Annotated in this window: 26 protein-coding genes and 3 tRNA genes; 28 read left to right on the top strand and 1 reads right to left on the bottom strand. The window is 61.5% G+C overall.

The features are described from left to right. The first annotated feature begins 402 nt into the window (after positions 1-402). The 25 genes from AB5750_RS09245 (at position 403) to proC (ending at position 23,625) form a co-directional block, all read left to right on the top strand. Positions 403-3,084 carry a cation-translocating P-type ATPase gene (locus AB5750_RS09245; protein ID WP_035136809.1) on the top strand — a complete coding sequence of 894 codons (2,682 nt, stop codon included), beginning with the start codon at positions 403-405 and terminating at the stop codon, positions 3,082-3,084. 472 nt (positions 3,085-3,556) lie between these two features. After that, a complete protein-coding gene (gene rsgA, locus AB5750_RS09240; RefSeq protein WP_438266020.1) occupies positions 3,557-4,510 on the top strand; it encodes a ribosome small subunit-dependent GTPase A in 954 nt (317 codons plus the stop codon). Positions 4,511-4,762: 252 nt separating this feature from the next. Beyond that, on the top strand, positions 4,763-5,422 hold the full coding sequence (cpaB, locus tag AB5750_RS09235) for a Flp pilus assembly protein CpaB (protein WP_227790272.1): 660 nt from the start codon (positions 4,763-4,765) through the stop codon (positions 5,420-5,422). Then, positions 5,422-7,071, top strand: coding sequence for a nucleotide-binding protein (locus tag AB5750_RS09230; protein WP_368145752.1), 1,650 nt, complete (start codon positions 5,422-5,424; stop codon positions 7,069-7,071). The genes cpaB and AB5750_RS09230 overlap by 1 nt, the downstream gene beginning before the upstream one ends. After that, positions 7,068-8,396, top strand: a complete 1,329-nt coding sequence (locus AB5750_RS09225) for a TadA family conjugal transfer-associated ATPase (protein ID WP_368145753.1) — start codon at positions 7,068-7,070, stop codon at positions 8,394-8,396. Before AB5750_RS09230 ends, AB5750_RS09225 begins: the two co-directional genes overlap by 4 nt. A gap of 50 nt (positions 8,397-8,446) precedes the next feature. Next, a complete protein-coding gene (locus AB5750_RS09220) occupies positions 8,447-9,295 on the top strand; it encodes a type II secretion system F family protein (protein ID WP_368145754.1) in 849 nt (282 codons plus the stop codon). Then, positions 9,292-9,933, top strand: a complete 642-nt coding sequence (locus AB5750_RS09215) for a type II secretion system F family protein (RefSeq protein ID WP_368145755.1) — start codon at positions 9,292-9,294, stop codon at positions 9,931-9,933. Before AB5750_RS09220 ends, AB5750_RS09215 begins: the two co-directional genes overlap by 4 nt. A gap of 10 nt (positions 9,934-9,943) precedes the next feature. Then, positions 9,944-10,177 carry a hypothetical protein gene (locus tag AB5750_RS09210; protein ID WP_089572694.1) on the top strand — a complete coding sequence of 78 codons (234 nt, stop codon included), beginning with the start codon at positions 9,944-9,946 and terminating at the stop codon, positions 10,175-10,177. Beyond that, on the top strand, positions 10,141-10,704 hold the full coding sequence (locus tag AB5750_RS09205; protein WP_368145756.1) for a hypothetical protein: 564 nt from the start codon (positions 10,141-10,143) through the stop codon (positions 10,702-10,704). The genes AB5750_RS09210 and AB5750_RS09205 overlap by 37 nt, the downstream gene beginning before the upstream one ends. A 1-nt stretch (position 10,705) precedes the next feature. Continuing rightward, a complete protein-coding gene (locus tag AB5750_RS09200) occupies positions 10,706-10,924 on the top strand; it encodes a hypothetical protein (RefSeq protein ID WP_195621201.1) in 219 nt (72 codons plus the stop codon). Then, positions 10,866-11,396 (top strand): TadE/TadG family type IV pilus assembly protein, encoded by a 531-nt coding sequence (locus AB5750_RS09195; protein WP_267489793.1) that lies wholly within the window; start codon positions 10,866-10,868, stop codon positions 11,394-11,396. Before AB5750_RS09200 ends, AB5750_RS09195 begins: the two co-directional genes overlap by 59 nt. A gap of 64 nt (positions 11,397-11,460) precedes the next feature. Continuing rightward, positions 11,461-13,521: a hypothetical protein gene (locus AB5750_RS09190; RefSeq protein ID WP_368145757.1), complete on the top strand. Its 2,061-nt coding sequence runs from the start codon at positions 11,461-11,463 to the stop codon at positions 13,519-13,521. Further along, positions 13,521-13,997: a hypothetical protein gene (locus AB5750_RS09185; RefSeq protein WP_368145758.1), complete on the top strand. Its 477-nt coding sequence runs from the start codon at positions 13,521-13,523 to the stop codon at positions 13,995-13,997. Before AB5750_RS09190 ends, AB5750_RS09185 begins: the two co-directional genes overlap by 1 nt. Further along, positions 13,973-14,353: a DUF192 domain-containing protein gene (locus tag AB5750_RS09180; protein WP_117821139.1), complete on the top strand. Its 381-nt coding sequence runs from the start codon at positions 13,973-13,975 to the stop codon at positions 14,351-14,353. The genes AB5750_RS09185 and AB5750_RS09180 overlap by 25 nt, the downstream gene beginning before the upstream one ends. A gap of 321 nt (positions 14,354-14,674) precedes the next feature. Next, on the top strand, positions 14,675-14,962 hold the full coding sequence (locus AB5750_RS09175; protein WP_199575474.1) for an ATP-binding protein: 288 nt from the start codon (positions 14,675-14,677) through the stop codon (positions 14,960-14,962). Positions 14,963-15,085: 123 nt separating this feature from the next. Continuing rightward, positions 15,086-15,158, top strand: a tRNA-Phe gene (locus tag AB5750_RS09170). 296 nt (positions 15,159-15,454) lie between these two features. Continuing rightward, positions 15,455-16,516, top strand: coding sequence for a glycoside hydrolase family 5 protein (locus AB5750_RS09165; RefSeq protein WP_055309641.1), 1,062 nt, complete (start codon positions 15,455-15,457; stop codon positions 16,514-16,516). A 6-nt stretch (positions 16,517-16,522) separates the two neighbouring features. Then, positions 16,523-17,401 carry a 16S rRNA (cytidine(1402)-2'-O)-methyltransferase gene (gene rsmI, locus AB5750_RS09160; RefSeq protein ID WP_368145759.1) on the top strand — a complete coding sequence of 293 codons (879 nt, stop codon included), beginning with the start codon at positions 16,523-16,525 and terminating at the stop codon, positions 17,399-17,401. Positions 17,402-17,470: 69 nt separating this feature from the next. Then, entirely contained in the window at positions 17,471-19,072 is a 1,602-nt protein-coding gene (gene metG, locus AB5750_RS09155; protein WP_161145124.1) for a methionine--tRNA ligase, read from the top strand. A gap of 107 nt (positions 19,073-19,179) precedes the next feature. Next, positions 19,180-20,040: a 16S rRNA (adenine(1518)-N(6)/adenine(1519)-N(6))-dimethyltransferase RsmA gene (gene rsmA / locus AB5750_RS09150; protein WP_117655496.1), complete on the top strand. Its 861-nt coding sequence runs from the start codon at positions 19,180-19,182 to the stop codon at positions 20,038-20,040. Next, the gene (locus AB5750_RS09145) at positions 20,030-20,947 is read left to right on the top strand and encodes a TatD family hydrolase (protein WP_368145760.1); all 918 of its coding nucleotides are present in this window, start codon (positions 20,030-20,032) and stop codon (positions 20,945-20,947) included. The genes rsmA and AB5750_RS09145 overlap by 11 nt, the downstream gene beginning before the upstream one ends. A gap of 43 nt (positions 20,948-20,990) precedes the next feature. Next, positions 20,991-21,077, top strand: a tRNA-Leu gene (locus AB5750_RS09140). Between the two features lie 288 nt (positions 21,078-21,365). Then, a complete protein-coding gene (locus AB5750_RS09135; RefSeq protein WP_368145761.1) occupies positions 21,366-22,304 on the top strand; it encodes an SPFH domain-containing protein in 939 nt (312 codons plus the stop codon). Positions 22,305-22,310: 6 nt separating this feature from the next. Further along, the gene (gene rlmH, locus AB5750_RS09130) at positions 22,311-22,781 is read left to right on the top strand and encodes a 23S rRNA (pseudouridine(1915)-N(3))-methyltransferase RlmH (protein ID WP_117563694.1); all 471 of its coding nucleotides are present in this window, start codon (positions 22,311-22,313) and stop codon (positions 22,779-22,781) included. Positions 22,782-22,854: 73 nt separating this feature from the next. Next, on the top strand, positions 22,855-23,625 hold the full coding sequence (gene proC, locus AB5750_RS09125) for a pyrroline-5-carboxylate reductase (RefSeq protein ID WP_089572672.1): 771 nt from the start codon (positions 22,855-22,857) through the stop codon (positions 23,623-23,625). Positions 23,626-23,782: 157 nt separating this feature from the next. Here the strand turns inward: proC and AB5750_RS09120 are convergent, their stop codons facing one another. Beyond that, positions 23,783-23,956, bottom strand: coding sequence for a DUF6724 family protein (locus AB5750_RS09120; protein WP_006235069.1), 174 nt, complete (start codon positions 23,954-23,956; stop codon positions 23,783-23,785). A 111-nt stretch (positions 23,957-24,067) separates the two neighbouring features. On the opposite strand from AB5750_RS09120, the gene serS reads away from it, so the two are divergent. From serS to AB5750_RS09105, 3 genes are all read left to right on the top strand, one after another. Next, entirely contained in the window at positions 24,068-25,351 is a 1,284-nt protein-coding gene (gene serS / locus AB5750_RS09115; RefSeq protein WP_117637377.1) for a serine--tRNA ligase, read from the top strand. Positions 25,352-25,521: 170 nt separating this feature from the next. Further along, positions 25,522-25,899 (top strand): hypothetical protein, encoded by a 378-nt coding sequence (locus tag AB5750_RS09110; protein ID WP_117583806.1) that lies wholly within the window; start codon positions 25,522-25,524, stop codon positions 25,897-25,899. A gap of 78 nt (positions 25,900-25,977) precedes the next feature. Next, a tRNA-Arg gene (locus tag AB5750_RS09105) sits at positions 25,978-26,051 on the top strand. Positions 26,052-26,053 lie beyond the last annotated feature (2 nt).

Below are 26,053 nucleotides of genomic sequence, written 5' to 3'. Positions count from 1 at the left end.
GGCCGCGGGGGCGTTCAGCTAACTGCGGGAATGGCCTATTTGCTCAATGTGTTCGGCTGAGATCGGAAATCAACCTGGAAGTTCATTTTTTGCGGGAAAAACGGTATATGAAAAATCTTTACCAACCACTCCAACCGCTGCTATCTGGGCGATATGTCAGTTTGGCGATGTGTCGAAGAAAAAACGTTTTACCAATGTTGAGCATCACACGGTCTGCACCGTTGCGTGCGGACCATATTTCCAAACCGATTGTTTTGGCTAGACGCGTCTCTTTGGGGTACCATAGCTCCACTATCAACTGCCGCTCAGCACGGCAGCCTTGATGAGCCCTTGCCCTTCTCCTGGGAATTATGATCGGGCATCAATCTGCTGAGTGGCCCGAATCCCAGGAGGGGACTCTATATGCAAAAGGAATACCTGTCCGCCGCGGCGGAGGTGCTCAGCGACCAAGGTGTCGATGAGAACCTCGGCCTGAGCAACGACGAGGCGTCTTCGCGCCTCGCCAAGACAGGCCCTAACAAGCTCGAGGAAGCCGAGAAGACGCCGCTGTGGAAGCGTTTCTTTGAGCAGATGGCCGACCCCATGGTCATCATGCTGATCGTTGCCGCCGTCATCAGTGCGCTCACGGGCATGGTCAAGGGCGAGCCCGACTTTGCCGATGTTGCGATCATCATGTTCGTCGTTATCGTCAACTCGGTGCTGGGCGTGGTCCAGGAAGCCAAGAGCGAGGAGGCCCTCGAGGCCCTGCAGGAGATGAGTGCGGCGCAGTCCAAGGTGCTGCGCGACGGCAAGCTCGTGCACCTGCCGAGCGCCGAGCTCGTGCCCGGTGACGTGATCATGCTCGAGGCGGGCGACTCCGTCCCGGCCGACTGCCGCGTGCTCGAGAGCGCCACGATGAAGATCGAGGAGGCCGCCCTTACCGGCGAGTCTGTGCCCGTCGAGAAGCATGCCAACGTCATTGAGCTCGCCGCCGGCACCGACGACGTGCCGCTCGGCGACCGCAAGAACATGTGCTACATGGGTTCCACCGTGGTATACGGCCGCGGTCGCGCCGTCGTGGTCGGCACCGGTATGAACACCGAGATGGGCAAGATCGCCGGCGCCCTGGCCGAGGCCAAGGAAGAGCTCACGCCGCTGCAGGTGAAGCTCGCCGAGCTCAGCCGCATCCTCACCATCATGGTTATCGTCATCTGCGTCGTCATCTTTGGCGTCGACATCATCCGCCACGGCGTGGGCAACGTCCTTACCGATCCGACCGCCCTGCTCGATACCTTTATGGTCGCTGTCTCGCTTGCCGTCGCCGCCATCCCCGAGGGCCTAGTTGCCGTCGTGACTATCGTGCTGTCGCTTGGCGTGACCAAGATGGCCAAGCGCCAGGCGATTATCCGCAAGCTCTCTGCCGTCGAGACCCTTGGCTGCACGCAGACCATCTGCTCCGACAAGACCGGTACCCTCACCCAAAACAAGATGACCGTCGTCAAGCACGAGCTCGCTGCGCCTAAGGAGAAGTTCCTGGCCGGCATGGCGCTGTGCTCCGACGCCCAGTGGGACGAGGAGCTGGGCGAGGCCGTGGGCGAGCCGACCGAGTGCGCGCTCGTCAACGATGCCGGCAAGGCTGGTCTCACTGGCCTGACTGCCGAGCATCCGCGTGTGGGTGAGGCCCCGTTCGACTCTGGTCGCAAGATGATGTCCGTGGTCGTCGAGACCCTGGACGGCGAGTATGAGCAGTACACCAAGGGCGCGCCCGACGTGGTGATCGGCCTGTGCACCCATATCTACGAGGGCGACAAGGTCGTTCCGCTGACCGAGGAGCGTCGCGCCGAGCTCGTGGCCGCTAACAAGGCCATGGCCGACGAGGCCCTGCGCGTACTGGCGCTGGCAAGCCGCACCTACACCGAGGTCCCGGGCGATTGCAGCCCCGCCGCGCTCGAGCATGACCTGGTCTTCTGCGGCCTGTCCGGCATGATTGACCCGGTCCGCCCCGAGGTCGCCGACGCCATCCGCGAGGCCCACGACGCCGGTATCCGCACCGTCATGATCACGGGCGACCACATCGACACCGCCGTGGCCATCGCCAAGCAGCTGGGCATCGTCACCGATCGCGGTCAGGCCATCACGGGCGCCGACCTCGACCGCATGAGCGACGAGGAGCTCGACGCGCACATCGAGGACTACGGCGTGTACGCCCGCGTCCAGCCCGAGCACAAGACACGCATCGTCGAGGCTTGGAAGTCGCGCGACCAGATCGTGGCCATGACGGGCGACGGCGTCAACGACGCCCCGTCCATCAAGCGCGCCGACATCGGCGTTGGCATGGGCATCACCGGTACCGACGTCACCAAGAACGTCGCCGACATGGTGCTTGCCGATGACAACTTCGCCACCATCATCGGTGCCTGCGAAGAGGGCCGTCGCATCTACGACAACATCCGCAAGGTCATCCAGTTCCTGCTTTCGGCCAATCTTGCCGAGGTGTTCTCGGTGTTCATCGCCACGCTCATTGGCTTTACCATCTTCCAGCCGGTGCAGCTGCTGTGGGTGAACCTGGTCACCGACTGTTTCCCCGCGCTCGCGCTGGGCATGGAGGATGCCGAGGGCGACATCATGAAGCGCAAGCCGCGCAACGCCAAGGACGGCGTCTTTGCCGGCAATATGGGCCTGGACTGCGTGGTCCAGGGCCTGATCATCACCGCGCTGGTGCTGGCGAGCTTCTTTGTGGGCGTGTACTTTGACATGGGCTACATCCACATCTCCGATATGATCGCCGGCAATGCCGACGAGGAAGGCGTGATGATGGCGTTCATCACGCTCAACATGGTCGAGATTTTCCACTGCTTCAATATGCGCAGCCGTCGTGCGTCGCTGTTCACCATGAAGAAGCAGAACAAGTGGCTGTGGGCTTCCGCCGCGCTGGCGCTGGTACTGACGGTTATCGTGACCGTTCAGCCGACGCTTGCCGAGATGTTCTTTGGCCCCGTGACGCTTGAGCTCAAGGGCGTTCTTGCCGCGCTGGGTCTAGCCTTCCTGATCATCCCGCTGATGGAGATCTACAAGGCGATCATGCGCGCGGTCGAGAAAGAGTAGGTCGAAAGGCCATCCTTCCCACCGGCCCGACCGCCTGCGGGGTTTCTTCTTCGCTGGTCCTCGCGCTTCGCGCTGCGGGATCGCTCAGAAGAAATCCCTCCCGGCGGTCGGGCCTTCGGATAACCTCTCGGGACCATAAGCTGAGGGAAAGTGTGTGAGTCGGTCGAGCAATTGCTCGACCGACTCTTTTTTGTGGGTAAAATACCTGCTCAGTTGTGATTTGTGGTGCTGGGAGGCGTTTGTGGGCAAGGCTAAGGCGAAGGCGAAGAAAAAGACGACGGGGGCGCGGGCTAAGCGCGATCGTCGTCGGAAGCTTGCGACCGAGGCCCCCGCATCTGCCGAGGAGCTGCTGGCAAACGTGCCGGGACTCGACGCGCTGCAGGATGTTCCGGCGTTCGATGACCTGCCGGTCGATGAAGCTCAGCAGGCGGCATTTGACGACTTTTGCGCACATGCCGAGGAGCCCGAGCAGATGCAGCTTGGCGCCGTGGTGCGCTTGGATCGCGGGTTTCCGCTGGTGGCGACTGCCGACGACACCTTTCGCGCCGAGCATGCCGTGGGGTTTGCCAAGTCGCGCGGCGAGGACGAGGTCCTGCTGCCTGCCGTGGGCGACCGTGTGGCGGTGCGCCGCGCTCCCGGGCACGATATGGGCGTGATTGAGTGCGTGCTGCCGCGCCGTACGAGCTTTGAGCGTTGGCGCGGCCGTGCCCGTGGAGAGCGCCAGGTGCTCTGCTCCAACGTGGATAGCGTGCTAATCGTGCAGGCGCTCGGTGCCGGTGAGGTGCTGCTCGACCGCGTGGCGCGCTCGCTGGTGTTGGCGCTTGACTGCGATGCCGAGCCGGTGGTGGTGCTTACCAAAGCTGACCGCTGCGATGCCGAGGAGCTCGAGCGCGATCTGGACCGCGTGCGCCGCCTGGTGGGTCCGGACGTGCGCGTGATCGTGACGTCCTCTGCCGAGGGCCGCGGCCTGGACGAGGTCCGTGCCTGCGTGCCTGCCGGGAGCTGCGCCATGATTCTGGGCGAGTCGGGTGCCGGCAAGTCGACGCTGCTCAATGCACTGCTGGGCCACGATACGTTGGCGACCGGCGGTGTGCGCGAACGCGACGACCAGGGCCGTCACACAACCGTCGCGCGCGTGATGGTGGCGCTGCCGGGCGACGCCGGCGTGATCGCCGATGCCCCGGGCCTGCGCAGTCTACCGCTCGTGGGTCACGAGCGGGGTCTGGCGCGCGCCTTCCCCGAGATTGTCGAGGCATCGCGTGCGTGCCGGTTTGGCGATTGCGCACATACCCATGAGCCGGGCTGCGCCGTTCGCGAGGCCGAGGACGCCGGGCAGATCGACAGCCTGCGGCTGGAAACGTTCCAAAACCTGGCGTCATCCATGCGCGTGAGCGCTCAAATACTCGATCCCGATGTTCATCTGTAATTGATTTTTCCTATGACAGCCGTCTCCCAACTGTTTGGGAGACGGCTTTTTTGCTGCGGAAAAGCCTCGAAACATGCAGTTTGCTGACGTGCTGACCAAAACCTTGCCACGAGCTTGACGGACTGGTCAGCTTTTGGTCAGCGATTGGTTTGACATCGAAAATCAAGATCGCGATTGCGCCGCTTTGCACTCTGACCGCCCAGACAATGGTGGTACGGGCATTCGCCCGGCACTGCCATGAGAGGAGCGGCCGTGAACAAGAGCAAACGCATCGCCATCAGTCTGGTCGCGGGCGTGCTCGCTGCTCTGCTCTGCATGGTTTACGGCTCGTCGATCCGCTCGCAAGCCGAACAGGTCCAGGCTGAGACCTTGGCCAAGTACGGTGGCGATCGCGTCGAGGTATGCGTCGCGGCGCGCGATATCGATGTGGGCGAGACCCTCGATGAGACCAATGTCATAACCCAGGAATGGCTGACGAGCCTGCTGCCGCGTGACGCGGCGACCGAGCTGCGCCAGGTGCGCGGCGACGTGACGACTTCGCGTATTCCCAAAAACGCCGTGATCTGCAATGTCTACACCAAGGCCGAGAGCCACAAGCTCGAGGTGCCTAAGGGCAAGGTCGCCGTTTCGGTGGCGGTCGATGCCGAGCACTCGGTCGGCGGTGCCACGGGCGTGGGCAGCTATGTGGACGTGTACGTGCAAAAAGATGGCGTAACCGATCGACTGTGCGGCGCGCACGTGATCGATACCAGTGAGAATTCCGGTGCCACGCGCGAGGGCAAGATCGAATGGGTGACGCTGGCGGCTGACCCCGAAGACGTCAAGGAACTGCTGGGGGCATCGGGCAAGGGAACGGTCAGCTTGACGATTCCCGCCACGGCGCGCGGCAAAAAGAGCGGAGGCGACGAGTGATGAAGGCGATCTGGCTTGCGTGCTGCGCGTGCGGCGATTACGGGCTGTTGCAGCGGGAAGTCGAGGGCCGTGATGCGGGTGCACAGGTGCTTCGCGTGGGTGACCTGGACGGGCTGATTTCCATGGCGCGGGCGTTTCCGTCGCGCCGCGGGGCTGCCATCATCGCGGCGTCTCTGTTCGATACCGAAGATGTGCGCAAGACTGTTGCGCGCCTGACGGCCGAAGGCCGCGTGAGTCGCGTGGTCGTGTTGATAGAAGCACTCGATCCGTCGGATATCGAGGGGCTGTTTCGCGCAGGGGCGACCGAGGTCATCGCTGCGCACAGTATATGCGGCAACGGGCGCGCGGGCGAGGGAGCGGTTGATTCCGATCGGCGCATGACGATTGAGCCCGATGCTTTTGTTGATAGGGAACCCGGGGCGCCTCGCGCTACAAGAGGCCCGCGTGTTGATGATTATGGAAAAGCGGAAGCCGAGCATGGTCGGCGCCCCCGGAACCCCCTTGTATACGATGACGCTGGAGGGCCGGCGCAGCATGCTGGCGACTCCCCGGCTGTAGATTTGGGATACGTGCACGGCGTGAATCTGGCGGATGAACTCGACGAAGTTGAGGGCTTTGCCGGGTGCGGCGAGTTGTCGCTGATGCAGCATGAGCAGATTGTGCAGAACGAGCCTGCCTCGCAGACCGAACAAGCTGCCATGCCGGCTTGGACGCAGCGTGTGGTTGCGGCGGGGGAGACGGGGACGCTGCCGCCGACGCCCGCCCCGCCGCCTCCGATGCCGCCGGCAGACGCTGCCGCTTCGCCGCACCGAGCTCCGGTCATCTGCGCCATTTCGGGTTCGGGCGGTTGCGGCAAGTCGACGATCGTTGCCACCATGGCACACACATCGTCGCTGTTGGGCTTGCGTGCCGCCGTGCTCGACCTGGACCTGATGTTTGGAAACCTTTACGACTTGTTAGGCGTCGATGCTCCGCGCGATATGGCGGCACTTATCGAGCCGTCGGCGGCGGGCGCGCTCGCCGAGCCAGATATCGTAGCCGCATCGATGCGCGTGGCGCCGGGCGTTACGCTCTGGGGTCCCGTCGCGGCGCCCGAGCAAGCCGAGCTCATGGCACGTCCGGTGGAGCTACTGCTTGATGTTCTGCGTCGCGAATCCGACGTGGTCTTTGTCGACACCTCGGTCTTTTGGGGTGATGCCGTGGCGGCTGCGGTGGCGGCGAGCGACCGCTGCCTGGTCGTTGGCGATGCGGCGGTGTCGTCCGCGACATCGGCGTCGCGCGTCATTGAACTGGCAAGTCGAGTGGGTGTGCCGCGCACGCGCATGAGCGCCGTGTTCAACCGGTTCGGTGCGCGCGGGGCAGACGAGGACGTCGCCATGCGCTTTGAGATTGCCTGTGCGTTGAGCTCCAAGATTCATATCGCCGATGGCGGGCAGGATCTCGCCGCGCTCATGGCGTTTGGACGCGCTGACGAGGCAATGGGGCAGACCAGCGCTTTTGCGACCAGCGTGCGCGAGGCTACGCGCGAGATGCTCGTGGAACTGGGGTGCGCCGTCGGCCCTTGGAGCGATATGGTCGCCGACCGTGCAACGCGTACCGAGCGCCCGCGTATCCGCCTTCCCTGGTCGCGCGAGGGTGATCAGCGATGAGTCTGCAAACGAGGATTAAGGCTGCCGGCGCTGCAGCGGCGGCAGCGCCTGTAGATGCGGGGCGTCGCCGCGCGGTGAAACGACGCACCAAGCGCGCCGTGATGGACCGCATGGGTTACGACGAAGTGGCGCGTATCAGCGCCTATATCGACCCGGCACTTGCCCGCTCGGAATTGCGTCCCGCGGTGGAGGCGGCGCTCAATGTTGAGGAACCGACCGATCTCGCGACGCCCGAGCGCGAGACCATCATCGACGAGATTTTGGATGACGTGGTGGGCTTGGGGCCGTTGCAGCCGCTCATCGAGGACGACACCGTTACCGAGATCATGATCAACGGCTGCCGCTCGGCTTTCTTTGAACGTGGTGGCGTCTTGTACCCCATCGAGCATGCGTTTGAGGATGATGGGCAGATCCGTGTGCTTATCGACCGCATCATCTCGCCACTTGGCCGCCGTATCGACGAGCGCAGTCCCATCGTCAACGCCCGCCTCAAAACGGGCTATCGCGTCAACGCGGTGATTCCGCCTGTGGCGATTGACGGACCGATTCTCACCATCCGAAAGTTCTCGGACCGCATCTGCTCGCTGGACGAGCTTGTGGGGCTGGGGTCGCTGCCGCTTTGGTATGCGCAGCTGCTGTCGTGCGCGGTGTCGCTGCGACAGGACCTGGCGGTTGCGGGAGGCACGGGATCTGGTAAGACCACCCTGCTCAACGCGTTGTCATGCGAGATTTCCACCGGCGAGCGCATCGTGACGATCGAGGACTCTGCCGAGCTCAAGTTTGCGCATCATCCGCACGTGGTGCGTCTAGAGGCGCGCGAGGCTTCAATTGAGGGCGAGGGCGCGGTGACGATCCGCGACCTGGTGACCAATGCCCTGCGCATGCGCCCCGACCGCATCGTGGTGGGCGAGGTGCGCGGTGCGGAGTGCTGCGACATGTTGCAGGCCATGAACACGGGCCACGACGGGTCGCTCACCACACTTCATGCGGGCTCAGAACAGGAGACCGTGGTGCGTCTGACGTTGCTTGCACGTTATGGCATCGATCTGCCGAGCGAGCTCATCGAGGAGCAGATTGCCATGGCGCTCGACGGCATCGTGATGTCTGAGCGCCACGCCGATGGCAGGCGTTTCGTCTCCTCGTATTCGGGAGTGCGTCGCGCCGCGTCGGGCGGCGTAGAGCTCGAGCGCTATGTGACTTTCGATGCCGCCGAGCGCACCTGGACGCTTGACCGCGAGCCGCCGTTTATCGCAGAAGGCCTGCGGTCGGGGACGCTCACACAAGAGGAGGTGGACGAATGGAGGTCGCTGTGCCCCTCGTCGTAGGGGGTTTAGCAGCGTTTTCTGTCGCGACGGCGTGCGGGGCGGAACCTCGTGTGCCGCAGATACCGCCGGCGGAGCTGGCGCGTCAGGTGCTCGAGACGGTGGCAGAGAAGCTGCCGCGTGAGCTGGTGGAAAACGATCTGCTGAAAAAGATTGCCCGTTCGTGGGCATCGCTGGCTCCGGCGCATCGCCTTGGCCTCGTGATCGAGGATGCTTCGGGGCGTTTGGCGTTTCTGCTGCTATCGAGCGGTGTCTGCTGCGTTTTACTAACGACGGTGTCGTTATCGCCCCTCGGATTTGCCTTGGGACTTGTTGCTCCGATTGCCGTTGGCGCCGCTCGGGATGGCTTTGAGAGCCGGCGCGAGCAACACGATGCAGAAGAGGCCATGCCCGAGGCGTTTACCGCACTTTCCATGTCGCTTGCCTCGGGACATTCGCTGGCCCAGGGCATGCGCTTTGTGGGCGCTCATGCGCAAGAGCCGGTGCATACCGAGTTTTTGCGGGTGGCGGCGGCGATCGATTGCGGCATCTCGGCGACCGACGCGCTCGATGACTTGCTCGCGCGCATCGACGCCCCCGGCCTTTCGCTTGTGACCTTGGCGCTTAAGGTGTCACAGCGCACTGGCGCTCCGCCTGCCGACTTACTGTCCGAGGCGTCGAGCATGGTAGGGGAGCGCATTGAGCTCAAGCGCCGCCTGGATGTCAAGACGTCGCAGGCTCGCATGTCGGCGCATATGGTCGCGGCGATGCCGGCGGGCATGTGCGCGGTGTTGGCGCTGCTTTCGGCAGATTTTCGTCGCGGTCTTGCGACGCCTGCCGGCGCGGGCGCTGTGGTGCTGGGTCTTGCCCTCAACGCCGTTGCCCTGGTGGTTATCCGGCGCATTATGAGGGTAGAGCTATGAGCGCCCCGGTTGCAGTTGCGGCTTGCCTGTGTGCCCTGAGTGTATTTGTCGCGACGGGTTTGGATCGGGCGGATGCGCGCAAGATCGCAGGGGCCTGCAAGCGCGAGACGGTGCTGGTCGCTGCCGCGGGTCGCTCGGTGGTCGATGCCCTGACCGCGCGAGTGAAGGGCGCGGTTGGAGCGGGCGGCCCGGCGCGAGTGTCGCTCGGCGAAGTGTCCGAGATGATCGATGTTGTGCGCTTGGGCCTTTCGGCCGGTCTTTCGTTTGATGCGGCGCTTGAGATTTTCTGCGCCAACCGCCGGTCAGTGCTGGCTCTTCGCCTTGAGCGGGCCTGCATGGCGTGGCAGGTGGGCGTGGGCACGCGTGAGGACGAGTTGTTGGCCGCCGCGCGCGACCTGGACGTGCGAGCGCTCGAGACCTTTGCCATCACGGTGGGGCAGGCGCTCGCCCTGGGTGCCCCACTTGCCGAGACGCTGGCCGCTCAAAGTCGCGAGATCCGTGCGGCTCATCGCGCTGCGGTCGAGCGCGAGATCGAGCGTGCGCCCGTCAAGCTGCTGATTCCCACCGGCACGCTCATCTTGCCGGCGTTGCTTCTGTCCATATTGGGCCCGCTGCTGGGAGCAGGCGGGATGATGTAGGGAGGAATACATGAACACGATGACTGACGCTGCTGGCAAGGTCCAGGGCTGGGCGTTTTGCCGGGCGGCACATGTTCGTCAACGCGCCAAGGAGCTACTGCAGGAGGAGAGTGCACAGGGTACCACCGAGTATGCCATCTTGGTCGGCGTGCTCGTGGTGATCGCGATTATCGCCATCGTCGCATTTAAGGGCAAGGTCCAAGATCTATGGAACGCTATCAGCGAGGGCATCAACAGCCTGTAGAGGGCGAGCGCCCCATCGGGGTGCTGCTGGTGTTTGCTTGCCTGACCGTGGCGATAGCGGCGGTGCTTTGGGGGCTTAACGCCGCGCGGCAGCAGCGTCCTGGGACCGCCTCCGATTTGGGCTCAGATTCGGCGGTGGCGTCTCAAAAAGATGAGATGCGAGATGCGGACGATTCGGATGTCGCTGTCACGGCGCAAACCTTTCTGCGGACGCTCGACAAGCGGTCTGGCACTGCGACGGATTCGCCTGAGGGCAACGCGATTGCGGTCCGGCTTGCATGGTCCGAGGACCGACCGATGACCGAAGCGGCGGCGGATATGCTGCGTGCCTATCGCGAGGTACCCACGGCGCAACTTGCTCTGAGCGGCTATCTCGACATCAAGGGAAACGTGTGGGGCGCCATCGTGCGCGACGGACGCGGCTGGGTCGATATGGTGACAATTGCCGCGGATGCTGGCGATGCTTCGTGTCGTCTGCGCGCCGTGCGCCTGAGCCCGCAGGCAACGGACTCAAAGGAGGGATCGTGAAATGCATGATGTCCTGCGTGAGGAATCTGCCCAGGCGACGGTCGAATACGCCATTGTCACGGTGGCGCTGTTATCGATCGTGCTGGCGATCGCGGGACTTTGGCGTGCCGGCACCGATGGGCGCTTGGCGGCGCTGGTTGAGCGGGCGGCATCCCATAGCGTTGCCTCGACGTCGGTTATCGACGCCGCTGCGGCCGCTAAGGACATCGCGTTGTATTGATGCCGCGCGCGAGGACCGGGCGCAGTCTACGGTCGAGGCCGCTTTTTTGCTGCCGACGTTTCTGACACTCATCCTTCTCGCGCTGCAACCGGTGTGTCTGCTCTATACGCGCGCGGTCATGGAGTCTGCCGCCGCCGAGACCGCGCGGCTCATGACCACGACGACGGCGGAGGACGACGATCTTAAGGAGTTCACCCGCCGCCGACTTGCCGCAGTGCCCAACGTTTCGATCTTTCATGCCGGCGGGCCGTTGTCGTGGGATATCGAGCTTGGCCGGGCCGGTGCGGGTGGCGTCTCGTCCGTGTCCGTTTCCGGCGAGGTCAAGCCGTTGCCTGTGATCGGTGCGTTTGCGCAGGCTATGGGTGGTACCGCCGAGGGCGGCTACGTTGAGCTCAAGGTCGATGTCTCGTATCAATCGCGTCCCGAATGGCTGGAGGGAGATTATGATTCGTGGATTGCTGCATGGGATTAAGTGTTTCTGGTCTAGACGCGTTTTGACGCACCGTCCGAGCTGCCATCGCAAGCGAGGCGGCTTTATGGGTCGAGCCGGTGTCGATCTGTTTATCGAAGACGGCGCCTATACCACGCTTTCTTCTGCCGTGGTCATCCTAGTGGTGCTCACATTGTTGTTTTCGTCGACCGCGGCGATATGGAGCATGTCGCGTGCCGGGGATACCCAGGTGGCGGCTGATAGCGGCGCGCTGGCGGGTGCCAACGTAGTGTCGTCCTATCACACGGCTGCCACGGTGGTTGATGCGAGCATCTTGAGTCTGGGGCTGGCGGGGTTTGCCACGATCGGGACGGGCCTGGTCGCCATCCTCATCCCGGGTGCCGAGCCGGTTGCCGGCAATATGGTCGACACTGGGATTGAGATCATTAAAACGCGCAACAAGTTTGCCAAAAGCGCATCGGAAGGCTTACAGAAAATCGAGACGGCTCTGCCGTATCTGATCGCCGCGCGTGCCACGCAGGCGGTGTCGGCGCAGGATACCGATAGTGTGACCTATACCGGTACGGCGCTTGCCGTGCCCAGGACATCCGAGTCTGACTTCGCTGCGCTCAAAGGATCAGAGATCTCGACCGATACCATTAAAGACACATCAGATGATTTAGAGTGTGCGGCCGAGGAGCTGCGGAAGGCTTCTGAGGACACGGCGAAGGCTAAAGAGCGTGCTTGGCTGGCGGATTGTGGTGGGTCTGACAAGGGCTCGGTCGGCAGCTGTTCTTGCATGTGGGAGCGTGCGAAAAGCCTAACGGATCTCCCCGGTGTTCAAAATCCGCATTACTCATCGAGCGTTACGTGGGAGCCCCAAGTTGCCCTTGATCGCGCGAAGGACTACTACCACTGGCGTCTGACAAATGAGAAGCCCCACGGCTCGAGTGTCGAGATGAAGGCAGAGTCTGCGGCGCGTAAGGCGTTTTATACCTATGCGAGCGCGGAGGTCGATCGGGCACATATAACCGAGAACGGAGACAGGGTTTCCTCCTATATTCCGCTGCTGCCGCGCAACTCTGATGAGGTTCGGGCGACGGAGCTCTATACCGATGCGGTGTGGCCGACGAGCGTGAACGATGACAAGGCGTATCTGCATTACGGGACGACCTGCCCTAACTATAAGAAAGGGACGCCGAGCGGATTTGCTTCGGTTGCCGATTACGATGGACAGGATAAATGCAGCAAATGCCATTTTGGCGTTTTGTCGCTTGGTGCTGTTGCGGCGCCTTCAACCTCTATCGAAAACGGCTTCGAATATCACTTCGACGAGTTCAAAAAGGCCTTGGAGGAATACGTCAAATGTCGGAACAAAGAGCTTGAGCTCATGCGTCAGACCGAGGATGAGGCCGACCGTGCGAGCAATGCGTTTGACCAGGCCATTAAAACGCTTTCGGGCGAACGTCCGCGTATCGCTCCGCCCGGTCGCAACGGCGTGGCTGCCTTTGCGGTTTCGGGTGCCATCTCGAGCCCCGATGAGCTCAACTCTTCGTTTAACACGGCAGTCAGGCTTGGCGATCGCGGTGCCATCTCTGCCGCGGTGCTGGCGCCCGATGAGGCGACGGCGCAAAACAACGTGCTTTCGCGATTTTTCTCGACATTGAAGGGACGCTCGGGTGGCGTTGCCGGCGTACTCGATGGCGTCATGGATGTCTGGGGACGGCTGCTTGTGGGATACGGAGACATCCAAGGTTCGGCCGACGAACTTATGGACGAGATGATTAAGGGCCTAGGAGGGGGCAACGGCGCGTTGGGCTCCATTGCGTCGTGGCTTGGCGATACCGTTTCGGCGTCCGTGGCGGCGCTGGGCTTGGAGCCGTGCGACTTGCGCCTGCGAAAGCCGGTGCTGACCGACACCGCCAATGTCATCAAGAGCCCGGGGTCTGACATCACGGCTCTTTCTAATGCGCAGGACGAGCTACGAAGTATTCCGTTGGGCGTGACCGACCCCAAGGCGCTTTGCGAAGCGCTGGAATATCAAGTCGAGCGCACCATCAGCGGCACGACGTTCACGCTTGCGGAGATTCCGCTGCCCGGCGGCGGTTCCATCCCACTTACCGTCGATGTCACCACACTGGCGGGTGCCCTGGGCGGTGGGTCGTAATGGGCATCCGCACGCGCCTTTGCGAGGAGCGCGCCCAGGCGACGGTCGAGATGGCCGTGGTCACGCCCGTCCTGCTGGTTCTGGCGCTTATCGTGTACAACGTCATGGTCTTTGCCGGTGCGGTCGCACGCTTCGATCGCGTGGTGCCCGATATCGTGCTAGCACATGCCGTGGCGCCGAGCGGGGAGGGCGATGGCAGCTCCATCGATGCTTCCGCGACCGTTCAGGCTCAGATCCAACATGCCATGGAAGGCTATGACTTGCTGATCGAGGTCTCGAGCGAACAGGGTGCGACGACATCGGATGGCGGTTTGCTTTCGCTTTCCGGCACGTTTAGGACCTACACCTGCACCATGCGCTATGAGCCGTGGCCGAGCTCGCTCAGCATCGCCGGCGTTTCGCTGGGGGCACCGGCAAAGTTGTCACACGAGCGCGCGGTGACGGTCGATCCATGGCGTCCGGGGGTGGTCATGTGACCGCGGTCTCGTCCTACATCGCCTACGCGCGGGCACTCAATAGGCTGGGCTGGACGCCGGCCGAGTTTGCGGTGGCGGAGTCGTTTGCCGTGCGCCTGCGCGGCATGCTGGGACGGTGCCCGGTTGCCGCCAACGGTCTGCCGCTCGTCATGGCATTTCCACGCTGCTCTTCGGTCCATACGTGTTTTATGGCCTATCCCATCGACATCGCCTTCATCGATCGCGACGGCAATATCCTCGCGCGCTACGAAAACGTACGTCCCTGGCGTATGTGCTCCTGCCCCGGCGCCTGGGCCGCACTAGAGCGCCCTTCAATCATTGTTTCGACCCCTGCTCTCCAACGCGTGCCGGCTTAAGAATTGGCGATAGCGGACTTTTGTCATACGAAATTGGGTAAGATGGAGGAGAAGATGCACGGATGTTGAGATCCATCCCAACGCTAAAAAGCACCTGACGGAAAAGCAGGTGCTTAGCGCTTGGCTTGCGGTTACTGAGTGCATTCGTCGCGAGTCGAAGGACGAGCCGCCGAGATGGCTTGCGATTGGATGGCTCCCAGACGGACGAAGCGTGGAGCTTGTCGCGGTCGAGCTTGTCCGTGGGTGGCTTATCATTCATGCCTTGTCTCCAGTCCAGAAGAAATTTTGGCAGGAGATTGAACGGGCTCGGCAAAGGGGTCGATGATGGGCAAGACGTATACGGCCGCTAATGGTCAGGTTGTAACGGATGAAATGATTGACGCGTGGTGCGAGTCGTACGAGCGCGGAGAGTTTCCGGATGGCGAACACACCGTTGGTGGGATCGTGCATGGACGGCCCCCACTCTCAGGTGAGGGGACGGCAACGCTGTCGGTCAAGATTCCTCTGGGAATGAAGGAGGCCATTCGTCGACGGGCGGCTGCCGAGGGGATGACGCCAAGTGAGTTTGCCCGTGCGGCTCTGAGCGAAAAACTTCTTGCTGCCGGCTGATGCCTCTGACGTGCCGATTTAAAGAACCGAGGCTGTGCTCAAAAACTTTTTTGAAATTCTCGGTTGACCGGAACGCGTCCTTGGTTATACTAATCAAGCCTTGAAACAAGGCACACCTCAAATGGCTGGGTAGCTCAGTTGGTAGAGCAGAGGACTGAAAATCCTCGTGTCAGGGGTTCGATTCCCTTCCCCGCCACCTTGAATTGACTAGGACCTCTGCAAAGGGGTCCTTTTCTTTTATGTAGGGTTCTGCGGAAAATGCGCCCCATTATTGAGCGATAGAACGGGACGCGCTTTCCGGTGCCTGCCTCCGGCGCGCGTACACACCTCGTCGCACCATTCCGAGTCCGCCCGCCCCAGACATTCCTCCCACTTTCGCGTCACTTTACAGACCGTTCGGTCGCCTGTCCGCACACGCGGGTATACTCAAAACGATACTTATCCTATGCAATACGATGCGGGTTCGACCTGCATGATCCGAAGGGGGCAGTGATGGAGAGGATACTCGGCGTTAATCTCTCTGGCTGGTTTATTCCCGAGCCTTGGGTGACCCCGTCGCTGTACGCGGCGACCGGTGCATCCAACGCGGCCGAGCTACAGGAGGCCATGGGTACCGCCGCCTATAACGAGCGCATGCGCCGCCATTACGAGACGTTTGTGAGCGAGGACGATTTTCGCCGCATGGCGCAGATCGGTCTCAATGCCGTGCGTCTGCCGGTGCCCTGGTATGCCTTTGGCTCACAGGAGTCCGATGCCTCCTACATATCGGTTGTCGATTACATCGACCGCGCGATTGAGTGGGCTGCCAAGTACGACATCCGCGTGCTGCTCGATCTGGCAACTGTGCCCGGTGGCCAGGGCGATTCCAACGATTCACCCACCACGCCGGAGGCTGTCGCCGAGTGGCATTCGTCCACCAACGGCCGTCATGTCGCACTCGACGTGCTCGAGCGCTTGGCCGATCGCTATGGCGAGGCCGAGAGCCTGCTGGGCATTGAGCTGCTGGACACGCCGCAGATGAGCGTTCGCAAGAGCCTCTTCACCATGACGGATGGCATTCCTGCTCACTACCTGCGCAATTTCTATCGCGATGCCTACGAGCTCGTCCGTTCGTATATGCCCGAGGATAAAATCGTCGTCTTCTCGTCGTCGGGGCATCCCAGCGAGTGGAAGCATTTTATGCGCGGCGCCAAGTACAAGAACGTCTACATGGACCTTCACCTGTACCATTACCGCGACGAGTATGCGCTCGACATCACGAGCCCCCGCGGGCTGACGACGGCGATTTCGCGTAACAAGCGCGAGCTTAAAGAAGCGATTTCGACAGGGTTCCCCGTGCTGGTGGGCGAATGGTCGGGTGCGGCGATCTTTGCCAACTCGTCGGTTACGCCCGAGGGCCGCAATGCCTACGAGCGCGTGTTTATCGCCAACCAGCTGGCTTCGTTTGCGCCGGCTGCCGGTTGGTTCTTCCAAACGTGGAAGACCGAGAAGCGCATTGCAGCATGGGACGCCCGCGCGGCGCTCGGTACGCTCGAGCGCGGCATGATTGAATAGGTTGATATGACGCAAAACAGCGCCCATACGGGCAAACTCTATGTGGTCGGCACGCCCATCGGCAACCTGGGCGACCTGTCCCCGCGCGTTGGCGAGGCGTTTGCCGCCGCCGATGCCATCTGCTGCGAGGACACGCGCGTGACGTCAAAGCTGCTGATGCACCTGGGCATTTCCAAGCCGCTTGTCCGTTGCGACGAGAATGTGATCGCCAGCCGCGCCACCGGCCTGGTCGACCGTCTGCTGGCGGGGGAGACCCTCGCCTTTGCCTCGGACGCCGGCATGCCGAGCGTGTCCGATCCCGGCCAGGCGCTGGTCGAGGCGGCGCGTGAGGCCGATTTGCCCGTCGAAGTTATTCCCGGGCCCTCTGCTTGCGTCACGGCGCTTGTTTCGTCCGGCATTCCCTGCGAGCATTTTTTCTTCGAGGGCTTTTTGGGCCGAAAGCACGGCGACCGTGTGCGCCGTTTGCAGCGCCTTGCCGTGGTGCCCGGCGCACTCATCTTCTACGAGTCTCCACATCGCATCGTGGCGACGCTCGAGGCCGTGGCGGAGGTCTTTCCCCAGCGTGAGGTTGCCGTCTGCCGCGAACTCACCAAGCTGCACGAGGAGGTCTTGCGCGGGCCCGCTGACCAGCTTGCCGAGGAGCTGCGTGCTCGCGGCGAGGTAAAGGGCGAGATTGCGCTGGTCATCGCGCCGCCGAGCGAGGATGAGGAGGCCGGCATCGCGCCGGTTGGCGCTGCGGTAGCGGATCCCGACGAGGCCCTGCGCGAGGATATCCGCACCGCGCTCGAGGAGGGGGAGCCCGCCTCTGCGGTGGCCAAGCGCCTGTCTCAGAAGTATTCGCGCCGCAAGCGCGATGTCTATGCCATGGTGCTCGATATGCAATAGATGGAGGATATCCAGCCCTTGCGCTAGAATCATCCTCTGTATGCAACGTTTTTCTGGAGGACAAACCCCATGGATCAAAGCAAGCCTTCGTTCTTTATCACGACGCCCATCTACTACGTCAACGCCGATCCGCACCTGGGCACGGCTTATTCCACCATCATCGCCGACGTTCAGGCTCGCTATCGCCGTTCCGCCGGCTATAACGTCAAATTCCTGACCGGCATGGACGAGCACGGCGAGAAGGTCGCCGAGGCCGCAGCCAAGCACAACATGACGCCGCAGGAGTGGACCGATAGCCAGGCTCCGCACTTCAAGGAGCTTTGGAGCAAGCTCGAGATTTCCAATGATGATTTCATTCGCACCACCGAGCCGCGCCAGCATCATGCCGTGCAGTACCTGTGGGAGCGCATGAAGGAGTCCGGCTACCTGTATAAGGGCAGCTACGACGGCTGGTATTGCGTGCCTGACGAGACCTACTTCACCGATACGCAGGTCCAGAAGGGCGACGAGGAGTACGGCAGCGTCGGCCAGCACCTGTGCCCCGACTGCCACCGTCCGCTTGAGCGCGTGCAGGAGGAGTCCTACTTCTTTAAGCTTTCCGCCTTCCAGGACAAGCTGCTTAAGCTCTATGACGAGCATCCCGACTTTGTCGAGCCTGCGTTCCGCATGAACGAGGTTCGCAGCTTTGTCGAGGGCGGCCTTAACGACCTTTCCGTGAGCCGTACGAGCTTTGACTGGGGCATTCAGGTCCCGTTTGACGAGGGTCACGTGACCTACGTGTGGTTCGATGCGCTGCTCAACTATATGACGGCCGTCGGCTACGGTGTCGACACCGACGAGGCGCGTGCCGAGCTGGCCTATCGCTGGCCCGCGCAGTTCCACATCGTGGGTAAGGACATCATCCGCTTCCACTGCGTCATTTGGCCCGCCATGCTCATGGCCATCGGCGAGGCCCTGCCCGAGCACGTCTTTGCCCACGGCTTCCTGACCGTGCGCAATGCCGAGACCGGCAAGGCCGAGAAGATGTCCAAGAGCCGCGGCAACGCCATCGCTCCGCAGGACGTTATCGACATGCTGGGCGTCGAGGGCTATCGCTACTACTTTATGACCGACGTCGTCCCCGGCACCGACGGTGCCATCAGCTTCGACCGCATGGAGCAGGTCTACAACGCCGACCTGGCCAACAGCTGGGGCAACCTCATCTCGCGTTCGCTCAACATGAGCGGCAAGTATTTTGACGGTTGCGCGCCCGCCAAGCCCGCATCGTTCGATGCGTTCGACAACCCGCTGGCAAAGATCGCCGATGGTCTGGTCGAGCGCTACATGGCCAAGATGGACGTGCTCGATTACGGTGGAGCCAAGGACGAGGTCATGGAGCTCATCCACGCTGCCAACCACTACATCGAGGACTCCGAGCCTTGGGCACTTGCCAAGGACGAGGCCAAGGCTGACGAACTGGCATTTGTGATCTACAACTTGCTCGAGGCCATCCGCATTGCCGCTCACCTGCTGATGCCGCTCATGCCCCAGACTTCTGCCGAGGCTCTGCGCCGCCTGTCCTGCGAAGACGAGGCCGCGAGCGACGACCTCAAGGGCATTTGCGCTTGGGGCCTGCTTGCTGGTGGTCAGCCCGTCGAGAAGGGCGAGCCGCTGTTCCCGCGTCTGGGCTAAGACGCCGCGCGCCATATCGGCAATTTACTGTTTAGATGTAAGGGCATGGCCGCAACGGTCCATGCCCTTTTGTTTCAAGACGCCGCCATCATGCTAAGGAGGCAACCATGACAACTTCGCCTTTGGCAAACCCCACGGCCACCAGGGAGCTGCTAGAGGAGTTTGGCCTTGCGACCAAGCATCGCCTGGGCCAGAACTTTCTAATCGACAATCATGTGATCGAGCGTATCTGCGAGCTTGCCGAGCTTGCAGGTGACGAGCGCGTACTCGAGGTGGGTCCGGGTTGCGGTACGTTGACACTTGCGTTGCTGCAGGAGGCGGCGTGCGTTACGTCCATTGAGGCCGATCCTGAGCTCGAACCGGTGCTCGACGCCCACGCCGCCGACTATGCCAACTTCCGCTTTATCATGGGCGACGCGCTTAAGGTGGGCCCGGAGCAGATTGAGCAGGCTGCCGGCGGCGAGCCCACGGTATTTGTCGCGAACTTGCCCTATAACGTGGCGGCGACGATCATTTTGCAATTTTTCCAGACGATGCCGGCGCTCAAGCGTGCCGTCGTCATGGTGCAAAAGGAGGTTGCCGATCGCATTGCCGCAGTGCCGGGCAACAAGACCTATGGCGGCTATACGGCAAAGCTCGGCCTGTATGCGCAGGTGACGGGTCGTTTTGAGGTACCGCCGCGCTGCTTTATGCCGGCGCCGCATGTGGATTCTGCCGTAGTACGCATCGATCGCGTTGACGGCGTGGTGCCCGAGGGGCTCGATCGCGAATTTGTGGCCCGCGTGATTGATGCTGCATTTGCTCAGCGTCGCAAGACCATCCGCAATTCCATGAGCGCCAACGGCTTTGCCAAGGACGTGCTCGATGCTGCCTTTGAGGCTTGCGGTATTGCACCCACCACGCGCGCCGAGACGCTTGATGTTGCTGACTTTGTCCGTCTGGCCCAGGAGCTAATCCATGACGCTTAATGCCGAACGCGTGACGTTTACCAAGAAAAAGAAGACGGTTGCTTGTCCCGTGCCCTTGGCGCCGCTTGCCGACACGCATGCACATCTGCTTTCGTTCTGGGGCAAGGATGTGCCCGAGACGCTCCTGCGTGCCAAAGCCGCGGGCGTCGACCTGTTGGTGACGATGCTCGACCCCATCGCCGACAAGCGCAGCGTGAAGGACTATAGCGACTGGCTGACGCGCGAGATTCTGCCGATGCAGGATATCCCGCAGATCAAGTATCTTGCCGGCGTGCATCCGTATGGCGCGCCGGACTATGCCGACGACGTTCACGCACAGGTCGTTGCCGCACTCGATGATCCCTTATGCGCCGGTATTGGCGAAATCGGTCTGGACTACCACATGGACTATGACGACGATATCGCGCCGGCACCCCATAACGTGCAGATTGACTGCATGGCGCGCCAGCTCGAGCTTGCCGTGTGCCGTAACGTGCCGGTGGAGCTGCATCTGCGTCACGAGGACATGGACCAGGAGCGTACCTCGCACGTGGACGCCTACAACGTGCTTCGTGAGGTGGGCGTGCCCCAGGCCGGTTGTGTGCTGCACTGTTTTGGCGAGGACCGCGCCACGATGGAGCGCTTTGTGGAGCTGGGCTGCTATATCGCCTATGGTGGTGCGGCCACCTTTAAGCGCAACGAAGACGTGCGCGAGGCATTTGCGGCAACCCCACTCGATCGAATTTTGTTCGAGACGGATTGCCCGTATATGGCTCCGGAGCCCATCCGCGGTCTTGAATGCGAGCCCGCAATGATCTCCATTACGGCAAACGCGCTGGTTAACGACCGTGTCGATCGCACTGGTGAGGACGCCGAAACAATCGCGCATGCCGCTTGGGAAAATGCCTGCAAACTTTTTCAAAAATAGTTCTTGCGTTCGCGGTGGCGCTCCGTTATTCTAATTCCTGCACGCGGGCGTGGCGGAATTGGCAGACGCGTACGGTTCAGGTCCGTATGGGGGCAACCCCATGAAGGTTCAAGTCCTTTCGCCCGCACCATTAAATGAAAGAGCTCCCAGCAATGGGAGCTTTTTTGTTATGTGCCCATCGCAGGGACTTGAACCTGCGAAGGAGCGAGCGTCAAGAAAACGCGGAGCGTTTTTAGCGAGCTGGCGAGGACGCCGGCAGGCGGCCGGTGCCGGTGCGGATCCGCGAAGCGGATACGCGGACGTCCTTTCGCCCGCACCATTAAATGAAAGAGCTCCCAGCAATGGGAGCTTTTTTGTTATGCACGATCTCCTTGGACGGGTATCCTAATGCCAACGTGTGCCTATCAGAGGAGAGACCATGCTGTTTTCCGGTATCATCGCTGCCCTTACGAGCCTCTTGTTTCCCATCATCATTTTGTTGCTCCTGCTCCCCAACGCCTGCTATGTCGTTGAACAGCAGCACGCCGTAATCATCGAGCGCTTGGGTAAGTTCAACCGCATTGTTAGCGCAGGCTTCCACATGAAGGTGCCCGTGATTGACCGCAAGGCCGCCACGGTGAGTCTGCGCACCATGAAAAATGGTTTTGGCATCGACGTTAAGACTCAGGACAACGTGACCATTGGCCTTGAGGTCTCCGCTCAGTACCACGTGAGCTATGACATGGGTGCTGGCCCGGCGGATTCGGGCATCTACAAGAGCTACTACATGCTGCAGGAGCCCGTCGACCAGATGCGCGACTTCATCACCGACGCCCTGCGCTCCTCCATCCCCGTCTACACGCTCGATGAGGTCTTTGCCAAGAAGGATGACATCGCCAAGGATGTCAACGCTACTGTTTCCGAGCAGATGGCCGCCTACGGCTTCACCCTCGTGTCGACGCTCATCACCAAAATCGCACTGCCGACCGAGGTTGAGAACTCCATGAACGACATCAACGCTGCCCAGCGCAAGCGCGCTGCCGCGCAGGAGCTCGCCGAGGCCGACCGCATCAAGCGCGTCACCGAGGCGACCGCCGAGGCCGAGGCTATGGAAAAGGCGGGCGAGGGCATCGCCAACCAGCGCAAGGCCATCGCGCTGGGTATCAAAGATTCGCTCGAGATCATCCAGGAGACGGGTGTCGGCAATGACGAGGCCAACCAACTGTTCATGTTTACGCAGTGGTCCGAGATGATGACGGAGTTCGCTCGCACGGGTAAAACCTCGACGGTCGTGCTGCCGAGCGACTTTTCGCAGTCGGCCTCGATGTTCGAGCAGATGCTGGCCGCCGGCAAAGTTCAAAACGATTCGAAGGAGTAGACGCGCGTGAAATACACCGTCGTTTGCGTCGGTAAGCTCAAGGAGCGCTTTTGGAAGGACGCGTGCGCTGAGTACACCAAGCGCCTAGGTGCCTATGCCAAGGTGGATATCCGCGAGGTGGCCGATATCGACCCGGCTAAGGCGGGCGGCGTGGATGCCGCGCGCGACAAGGAGGGGGCGGCGATTCTTGCCGCCTTGCCATCTCGGGCGCATGTGATCCTGCTGGCTATCGAGGGCAAGGAGCGCTCGAGCGAGGAGTTTTCGGCGAGGCTCGACGATCTTATGCTGCGAGGCAGCAGCGACATTGCCTTTGTAATCGGCGGTTCGGATGGCGTGAGCGATGACGTGCGCGCACGAGCCGACGAGATGCTCAGCTTTGGACGCATTACCTTGCCGCATAACCTGGCGCGTGTGGTGCTGCTGGAGCAGATTTACCGTGCCTGCAAGATCAGTCGTGGCGAGCCGTATCACAAATAGGTCGGCAATACGAAACAATGGCGTGGGACAATACCTTTCGTTTTGAGGAATGTGTCTGAAAGGACTATGCGATATGAAGATTGGATTTGTCGGTTTTGGCAATATGGCGAGCGCTATGGCCGATGGCTGGATCGCTGCCGGTGTAGCTGCGAGCGACATGTGCGCCTGCGCGGGTCGCTACGACGCACTGGTTGAGCGCTGCGAGGCGCGCGGCATGGTCGCCTGCCACGATGCCGCCGAGGTTGTCGCCGCATCCGATATCGTGGTCGCTGCGGTCAAACCGTACATGATCGAGAAGGTATTCGCCCCGCTCAAGGACGCTCTTGCCAAAAAGGTCGTTCTGTCGGTTGCCTGGACCTGGGACAGTGCCAAGTGGGAGCAGGTCCTGCCGGGCGTCGCGCATATCTCGACGGTGCCCAACACGCCGGTTTCGGTGGGCGAGGGCGTCATCGCCTGCGAGAAGGCTTCGACGCTTAACGACGAGCAGCGTGCTGTGGTGCTCGACCTGCTCGGTAAGCTTGGCGCTGTCGTCGAGCTCGACACAAGCCTGCTGTTTGTGGGCGGCACGGTGGGTGGTTGCGCTCCGGCGTTTGTCGCCATGGCAATCGAGGCCCTGGGCGATGCGGCGGTCAAGCACGGTATCCCGCGTGCGGATGCTTATCGCATTGTGAGCCAGATGGTGCTGGGTACGGCAAAGCTGCAGCTTGCAACTGGCCAGCATCCTGCGGCGATGAAGGATGCCGTATGCTCGCCCGGTGGTGCCACCATCAAGGGCGTCGTTGCGCTCGAGGACGCCGGCATGCGCAGCGCCCTGGTCAAGGCCATCGACGCAACTCTCCAGTAAAACCTGCCATTTAGGGACAGGTTTATTTTGGCAGGTTTTTCCTGCGGTTTTGTCGTATATGCGAAAAGCGCCCCGCAACCGGATCGTTACCGGTTGCGGGGCGCTTGCGTTTGCCCAGATAAAACCGACCAAAATAAACCTGTCCCTTTTTGGCAGGTTAGTCCCAGAAGCTGTCTTCCTCATCCTCGGACTTGGGTCCGCGGTCGACGTACATCTTATGGGTACGCTTCTCCATTACAAAGGCAAGAATCGCAAATAACAGGATGCCGCCGGCGAAAAGGATGGCAAAACCGGTGCGGGTGCCAAACAAAAAGGAAAAAACTGCGTCCATTGGGTGCCTTCTTGCGTAGTTGAGTTGGGTCGTAAACGCTCATAAGTATATACTTGCCCATACATGTACAAGGTTGCAACCTAAATGGAATGTATATCGCCGGAGGATCTAATGCTTGATATCAAGTTTGTTCGCGAGAACCCCGATGCCATCGATGTCGCCATGGCTAACCGCCAGACGTCTTGGGATCGCGAGAAGTTCTTTGAGCTCGACGACGAGCGTCGTGCCGTCATCACCGAGGTCGAGGAACTTCAAGCCACGCGCAATGCCGAGTCCAAGAAGATCGGCGCCCTGATGAAGGAGGGCAAGAAGGACGAGGCCGAGGCCGCCAAAGAGGCCGTGCGCGCCGTCAACGAGAAGATTGACGGTCTGGCCGAGCGCCGCACCGCCCTCGAGCAGGAGCAGTACGACTTCATGGCTCACCTGCCCAACATTCCTTGCGAGGCCACGCCGTACGGCAAGGACGAGGACGAGAACATCGAGCGCCGTCGTTGGGGCACCCCGCGCGAGTTCGACTTCGACTTTAAGCCGCACTGGGATCTGGGCACCGACCTCGACATCCTTGACTTCGAGCGCGGCAACAAGCTCTCCGGCAGCCGCTTCACCGTTCTCGGTGGCGCCGGCGCCCGTCTTGAGCGCGCCCTCATCAACTTCTTCCTCGATACGCACACCAGCCGTGGTTTTAAGGAGTGGTGGCCGCCCATCGTCGTCAAGCGTCAGACCATGTTCGGCACGGGCCAGCTGCCCAAGTTCGAGGACGACGCCTATCACGTCTCGGGCGACAACTTCCTGATCCCCACCGCCGAGGTCGTGCTCACCAACCTGCACGCCGGTGAGGTCCTCGACGCCGATACCCTGCCGCGCCGCTACACCGCCTTCACCCCCTGCTTCCGCGAGGAGGCCGGCTCCGCTGGTCGCGATACCCGCGGCATCATTCGCCAGCACGAGTTCGACAAGGTCGAGATGGTCAAGTTTGCCAAGCCGGAGGAGTCCGACGAGGAGCTCGAGAGCATGACCGCCGAGGCCGAGTTCCTGCTGCAGCAGCTGGGTCTTCCGTATCGCGTGATTAGCCTGTGCACCGGCGACCTGGGCTTCTCTGCCCGTCAGACCTACGACGTCGAGGTCTGGCTGCCGAGCTACAACGCCTACAAGGAGATCAGCTCCTGCTCCAACTGCGGTGACTTCCAGGCCCGTCGCGCCAACATCAAGTATCGCGACCCCGAGAACTTCAAGGGTTCGCGCTATCTGCACACCCTCAACGGTTCCGGTCTGCCGGCTGGCCGTACCATGGCAGCCATTCTGGAGAACTACCAGAACGCTGACGGCACCATCACGATCCCCGAGGTTCTGCGCCCCTACATGGGCGGCCTCGAGAAGATCGAGCCGGTCGCGTAGCTTGGCTGCATAAGCGATTTGCAAGGGCGCTCCTTTCGGGGCGCCCTTTTTGCGCACGGCCATACCATGCCATGCGGACAGCTCTATAGAAAACACACGAACAACTGTTCTGTATACAGCCATCTACCTGCTATGCTTTTGCTAAATAAGAGCGAGAGAAAGGGGACGCGATGGAGCTGTTTGATGATCGGGTGGTTTTGTTTGAGAGCGACGAGGGCGGGGAGTACCTGCTTGTGACGTGTGAGCCGTCTGGCATGGGTGGCCTGGTGGTTCGACAGACGAGCGAGGGTCCGTTGACCCAATGGTGCTACGAGGAGTCGCCGCATGTGGTTGAGACGTTTGTGGCGCACGAGGGGCTTGTGGCCCTGGAGCATTTCTATGGGGTCCGGACATCTAACCAGGTTGCTCGCATGTTGAGTATCTCGTTTGCCGATTATGATTGTGCCCAGCGGGTGAGATCGCTCCTGAGGGAACTTGATGCTAAGTTTGACGTGATCGAAAAGCCAATCGATCGTACGGGGAACGACGGTATATGCGGAGCAGCATGACAAAACTGCGTTCCACAAAAAAAGTTTGAGATTGTGCTTGACTCCAATAAGCTAAAGTGGTTTTATATGTTTTGCGCTGCGGCGTTACCTCAGCTGGATAGAGGGTCTGACTACGAATCAGAACGTCATAGGTTCGAATCCTATACGCCGCACC

The organism is Collinsella aerofaciens, from assembly GCF_040926185.1.
GTDB classification, from domain to species: Bacteria; Actinomycetota; Coriobacteriia; order Coriobacteriales; family Coriobacteriaceae; genus Collinsella; species Collinsella aerofaciens_BC.
Note: the sequence above shows the minus strand (reverse complement) of the source record. Positions and strands in the feature narration are given on the sequence as shown.

What these genes read in the sequence shown, in the direction of transcription:
- AB5750_RS09245 (WP_035136809.1), top strand. Translation starts at nt 403, where the DNA reads ATGCAAAAGGAATACCTGTCCGCCGCGGCGGAGGTGCTCAGCGACCAA.
- rsgA (WP_438266020.1), top strand. Translation starts at nt 3,557, where the DNA reads ATGCAGCTTGGCGCCGTGGTGCGCTTGGATCGCGGGTTTCCGCTGGTG.
- AB5750_RS09230 (WP_368145752.1), top strand. Translation starts at nt 5,422, where the DNA reads ATGAAGGCGATCTGGCTTGCGTGCTGCGCGTGCGGCGATTACGGGCTG.
- AB5750_RS09225 (WP_368145753.1), top strand. Translation starts at nt 7,068, where the DNA reads ATGAGTCTGCAAACGAGGATTAAGGCTGCCGGCGCTGCAGCGGCGGCA.
- AB5750_RS09215 (WP_368145755.1), top strand. Translation starts at nt 9,292, where the DNA reads ATGAGCGCCCCGGTTGCAGTTGCGGCTTGCCTGTGTGCCCTGAGTGTA.
- AB5750_RS09210 (WP_089572694.1), top strand. Translation starts at nt 9,944, where the DNA reads ATGAACACGATGACTGACGCTGCTGGCAAGGTCCAGGGCTGGGCGTTT.
- AB5750_RS09205 (WP_368145756.1), top strand. Translation starts at nt 10,141, where the DNA reads ATGGAACGCTATCAGCGAGGGCATCAACAGCCTGTAGAGGGCGAGCGC.
- AB5750_RS09200 (WP_195621201.1), top strand. Translation starts at nt 10,706, where the DNA reads ATGCATGATGTCCTGCGTGAGGAATCTGCCCAGGCGACGGTCGAATAC.
- AB5750_RS09190 (WP_368145757.1), top strand. Translation starts at nt 11,461, where the DNA reads ATGGGTCGAGCCGGTGTCGATCTGTTTATCGAAGACGGCGCCTATACC.
- AB5750_RS09185 (WP_368145758.1), top strand. Translation starts at nt 13,521, where the DNA reads ATGGGCATCCGCACGCGCCTTTGCGAGGAGCGCGCCCAGGCGACGGTC.
- AB5750_RS09180 (WP_117821139.1), top strand. Translation starts at nt 13,973, where the DNA reads ATGGCGTCCGGGGGTGGTCATGTGACCGCGGTCTCGTCCTACATCGCC.
- AB5750_RS09175 (WP_199575474.1), top strand. Translation starts at nt 14,675, where the DNA reads ATGATGGGCAAGACGTATACGGCCGCTAATGGTCAGGTTGTAACGGAT.
- AB5750_RS09165 (WP_055309641.1), top strand. Translation starts at nt 15,455, where the DNA reads ATGGAGAGGATACTCGGCGTTAATCTCTCTGGCTGGTTTATTCCCGAG.
- rsmI (WP_368145759.1), top strand. Translation starts at nt 16,523, where the DNA reads ATGACGCAAAACAGCGCCCATACGGGCAAACTCTATGTGGTCGGCACG.
- metG (WP_161145124.1), top strand. Translation starts at nt 17,471, where the DNA reads ATGGATCAAAGCAAGCCTTCGTTCTTTATCACGACGCCCATCTACTAC.
- rsmA (WP_117655496.1), top strand. Translation starts at nt 19,180, where the DNA reads ATGACAACTTCGCCTTTGGCAAACCCCACGGCCACCAGGGAGCTGCTA.
- AB5750_RS09145 (WP_368145760.1), top strand. Translation starts at nt 20,030, where the DNA reads ATGACGCTTAATGCCGAACGCGTGACGTTTACCAAGAAAAAGAAGACG.
- AB5750_RS09135 (WP_368145761.1), top strand. Translation starts at nt 21,366, where the DNA reads ATGCTGTTTTCCGGTATCATCGCTGCCCTTACGAGCCTCTTGTTTCCC.
- proC (WP_089572672.1), top strand. Translation starts at nt 22,855, where the DNA reads ATGAAGATTGGATTTGTCGGTTTTGGCAATATGGCGAGCGCTATGGCC.
- AB5750_RS09120 (WP_006235069.1), bottom strand. Translation starts at nt 23,956, where the DNA reads ATGGACGCAGTTTTTTCCTTTTTGTTTGGCACCCGCACCGGTTTTGCC.
- serS (WP_117637377.1), top strand. Translation starts at nt 24,068, where the DNA reads ATGCTTGATATCAAGTTTGTTCGCGAGAACCCCGATGCCATCGATGTC.
- AB5750_RS09110 (WP_117583806.1), top strand. Translation starts at nt 25,522, where the DNA reads ATGGAGCTGTTTGATGATCGGGTGGTTTTGTTTGAGAGCGACGAGGGC.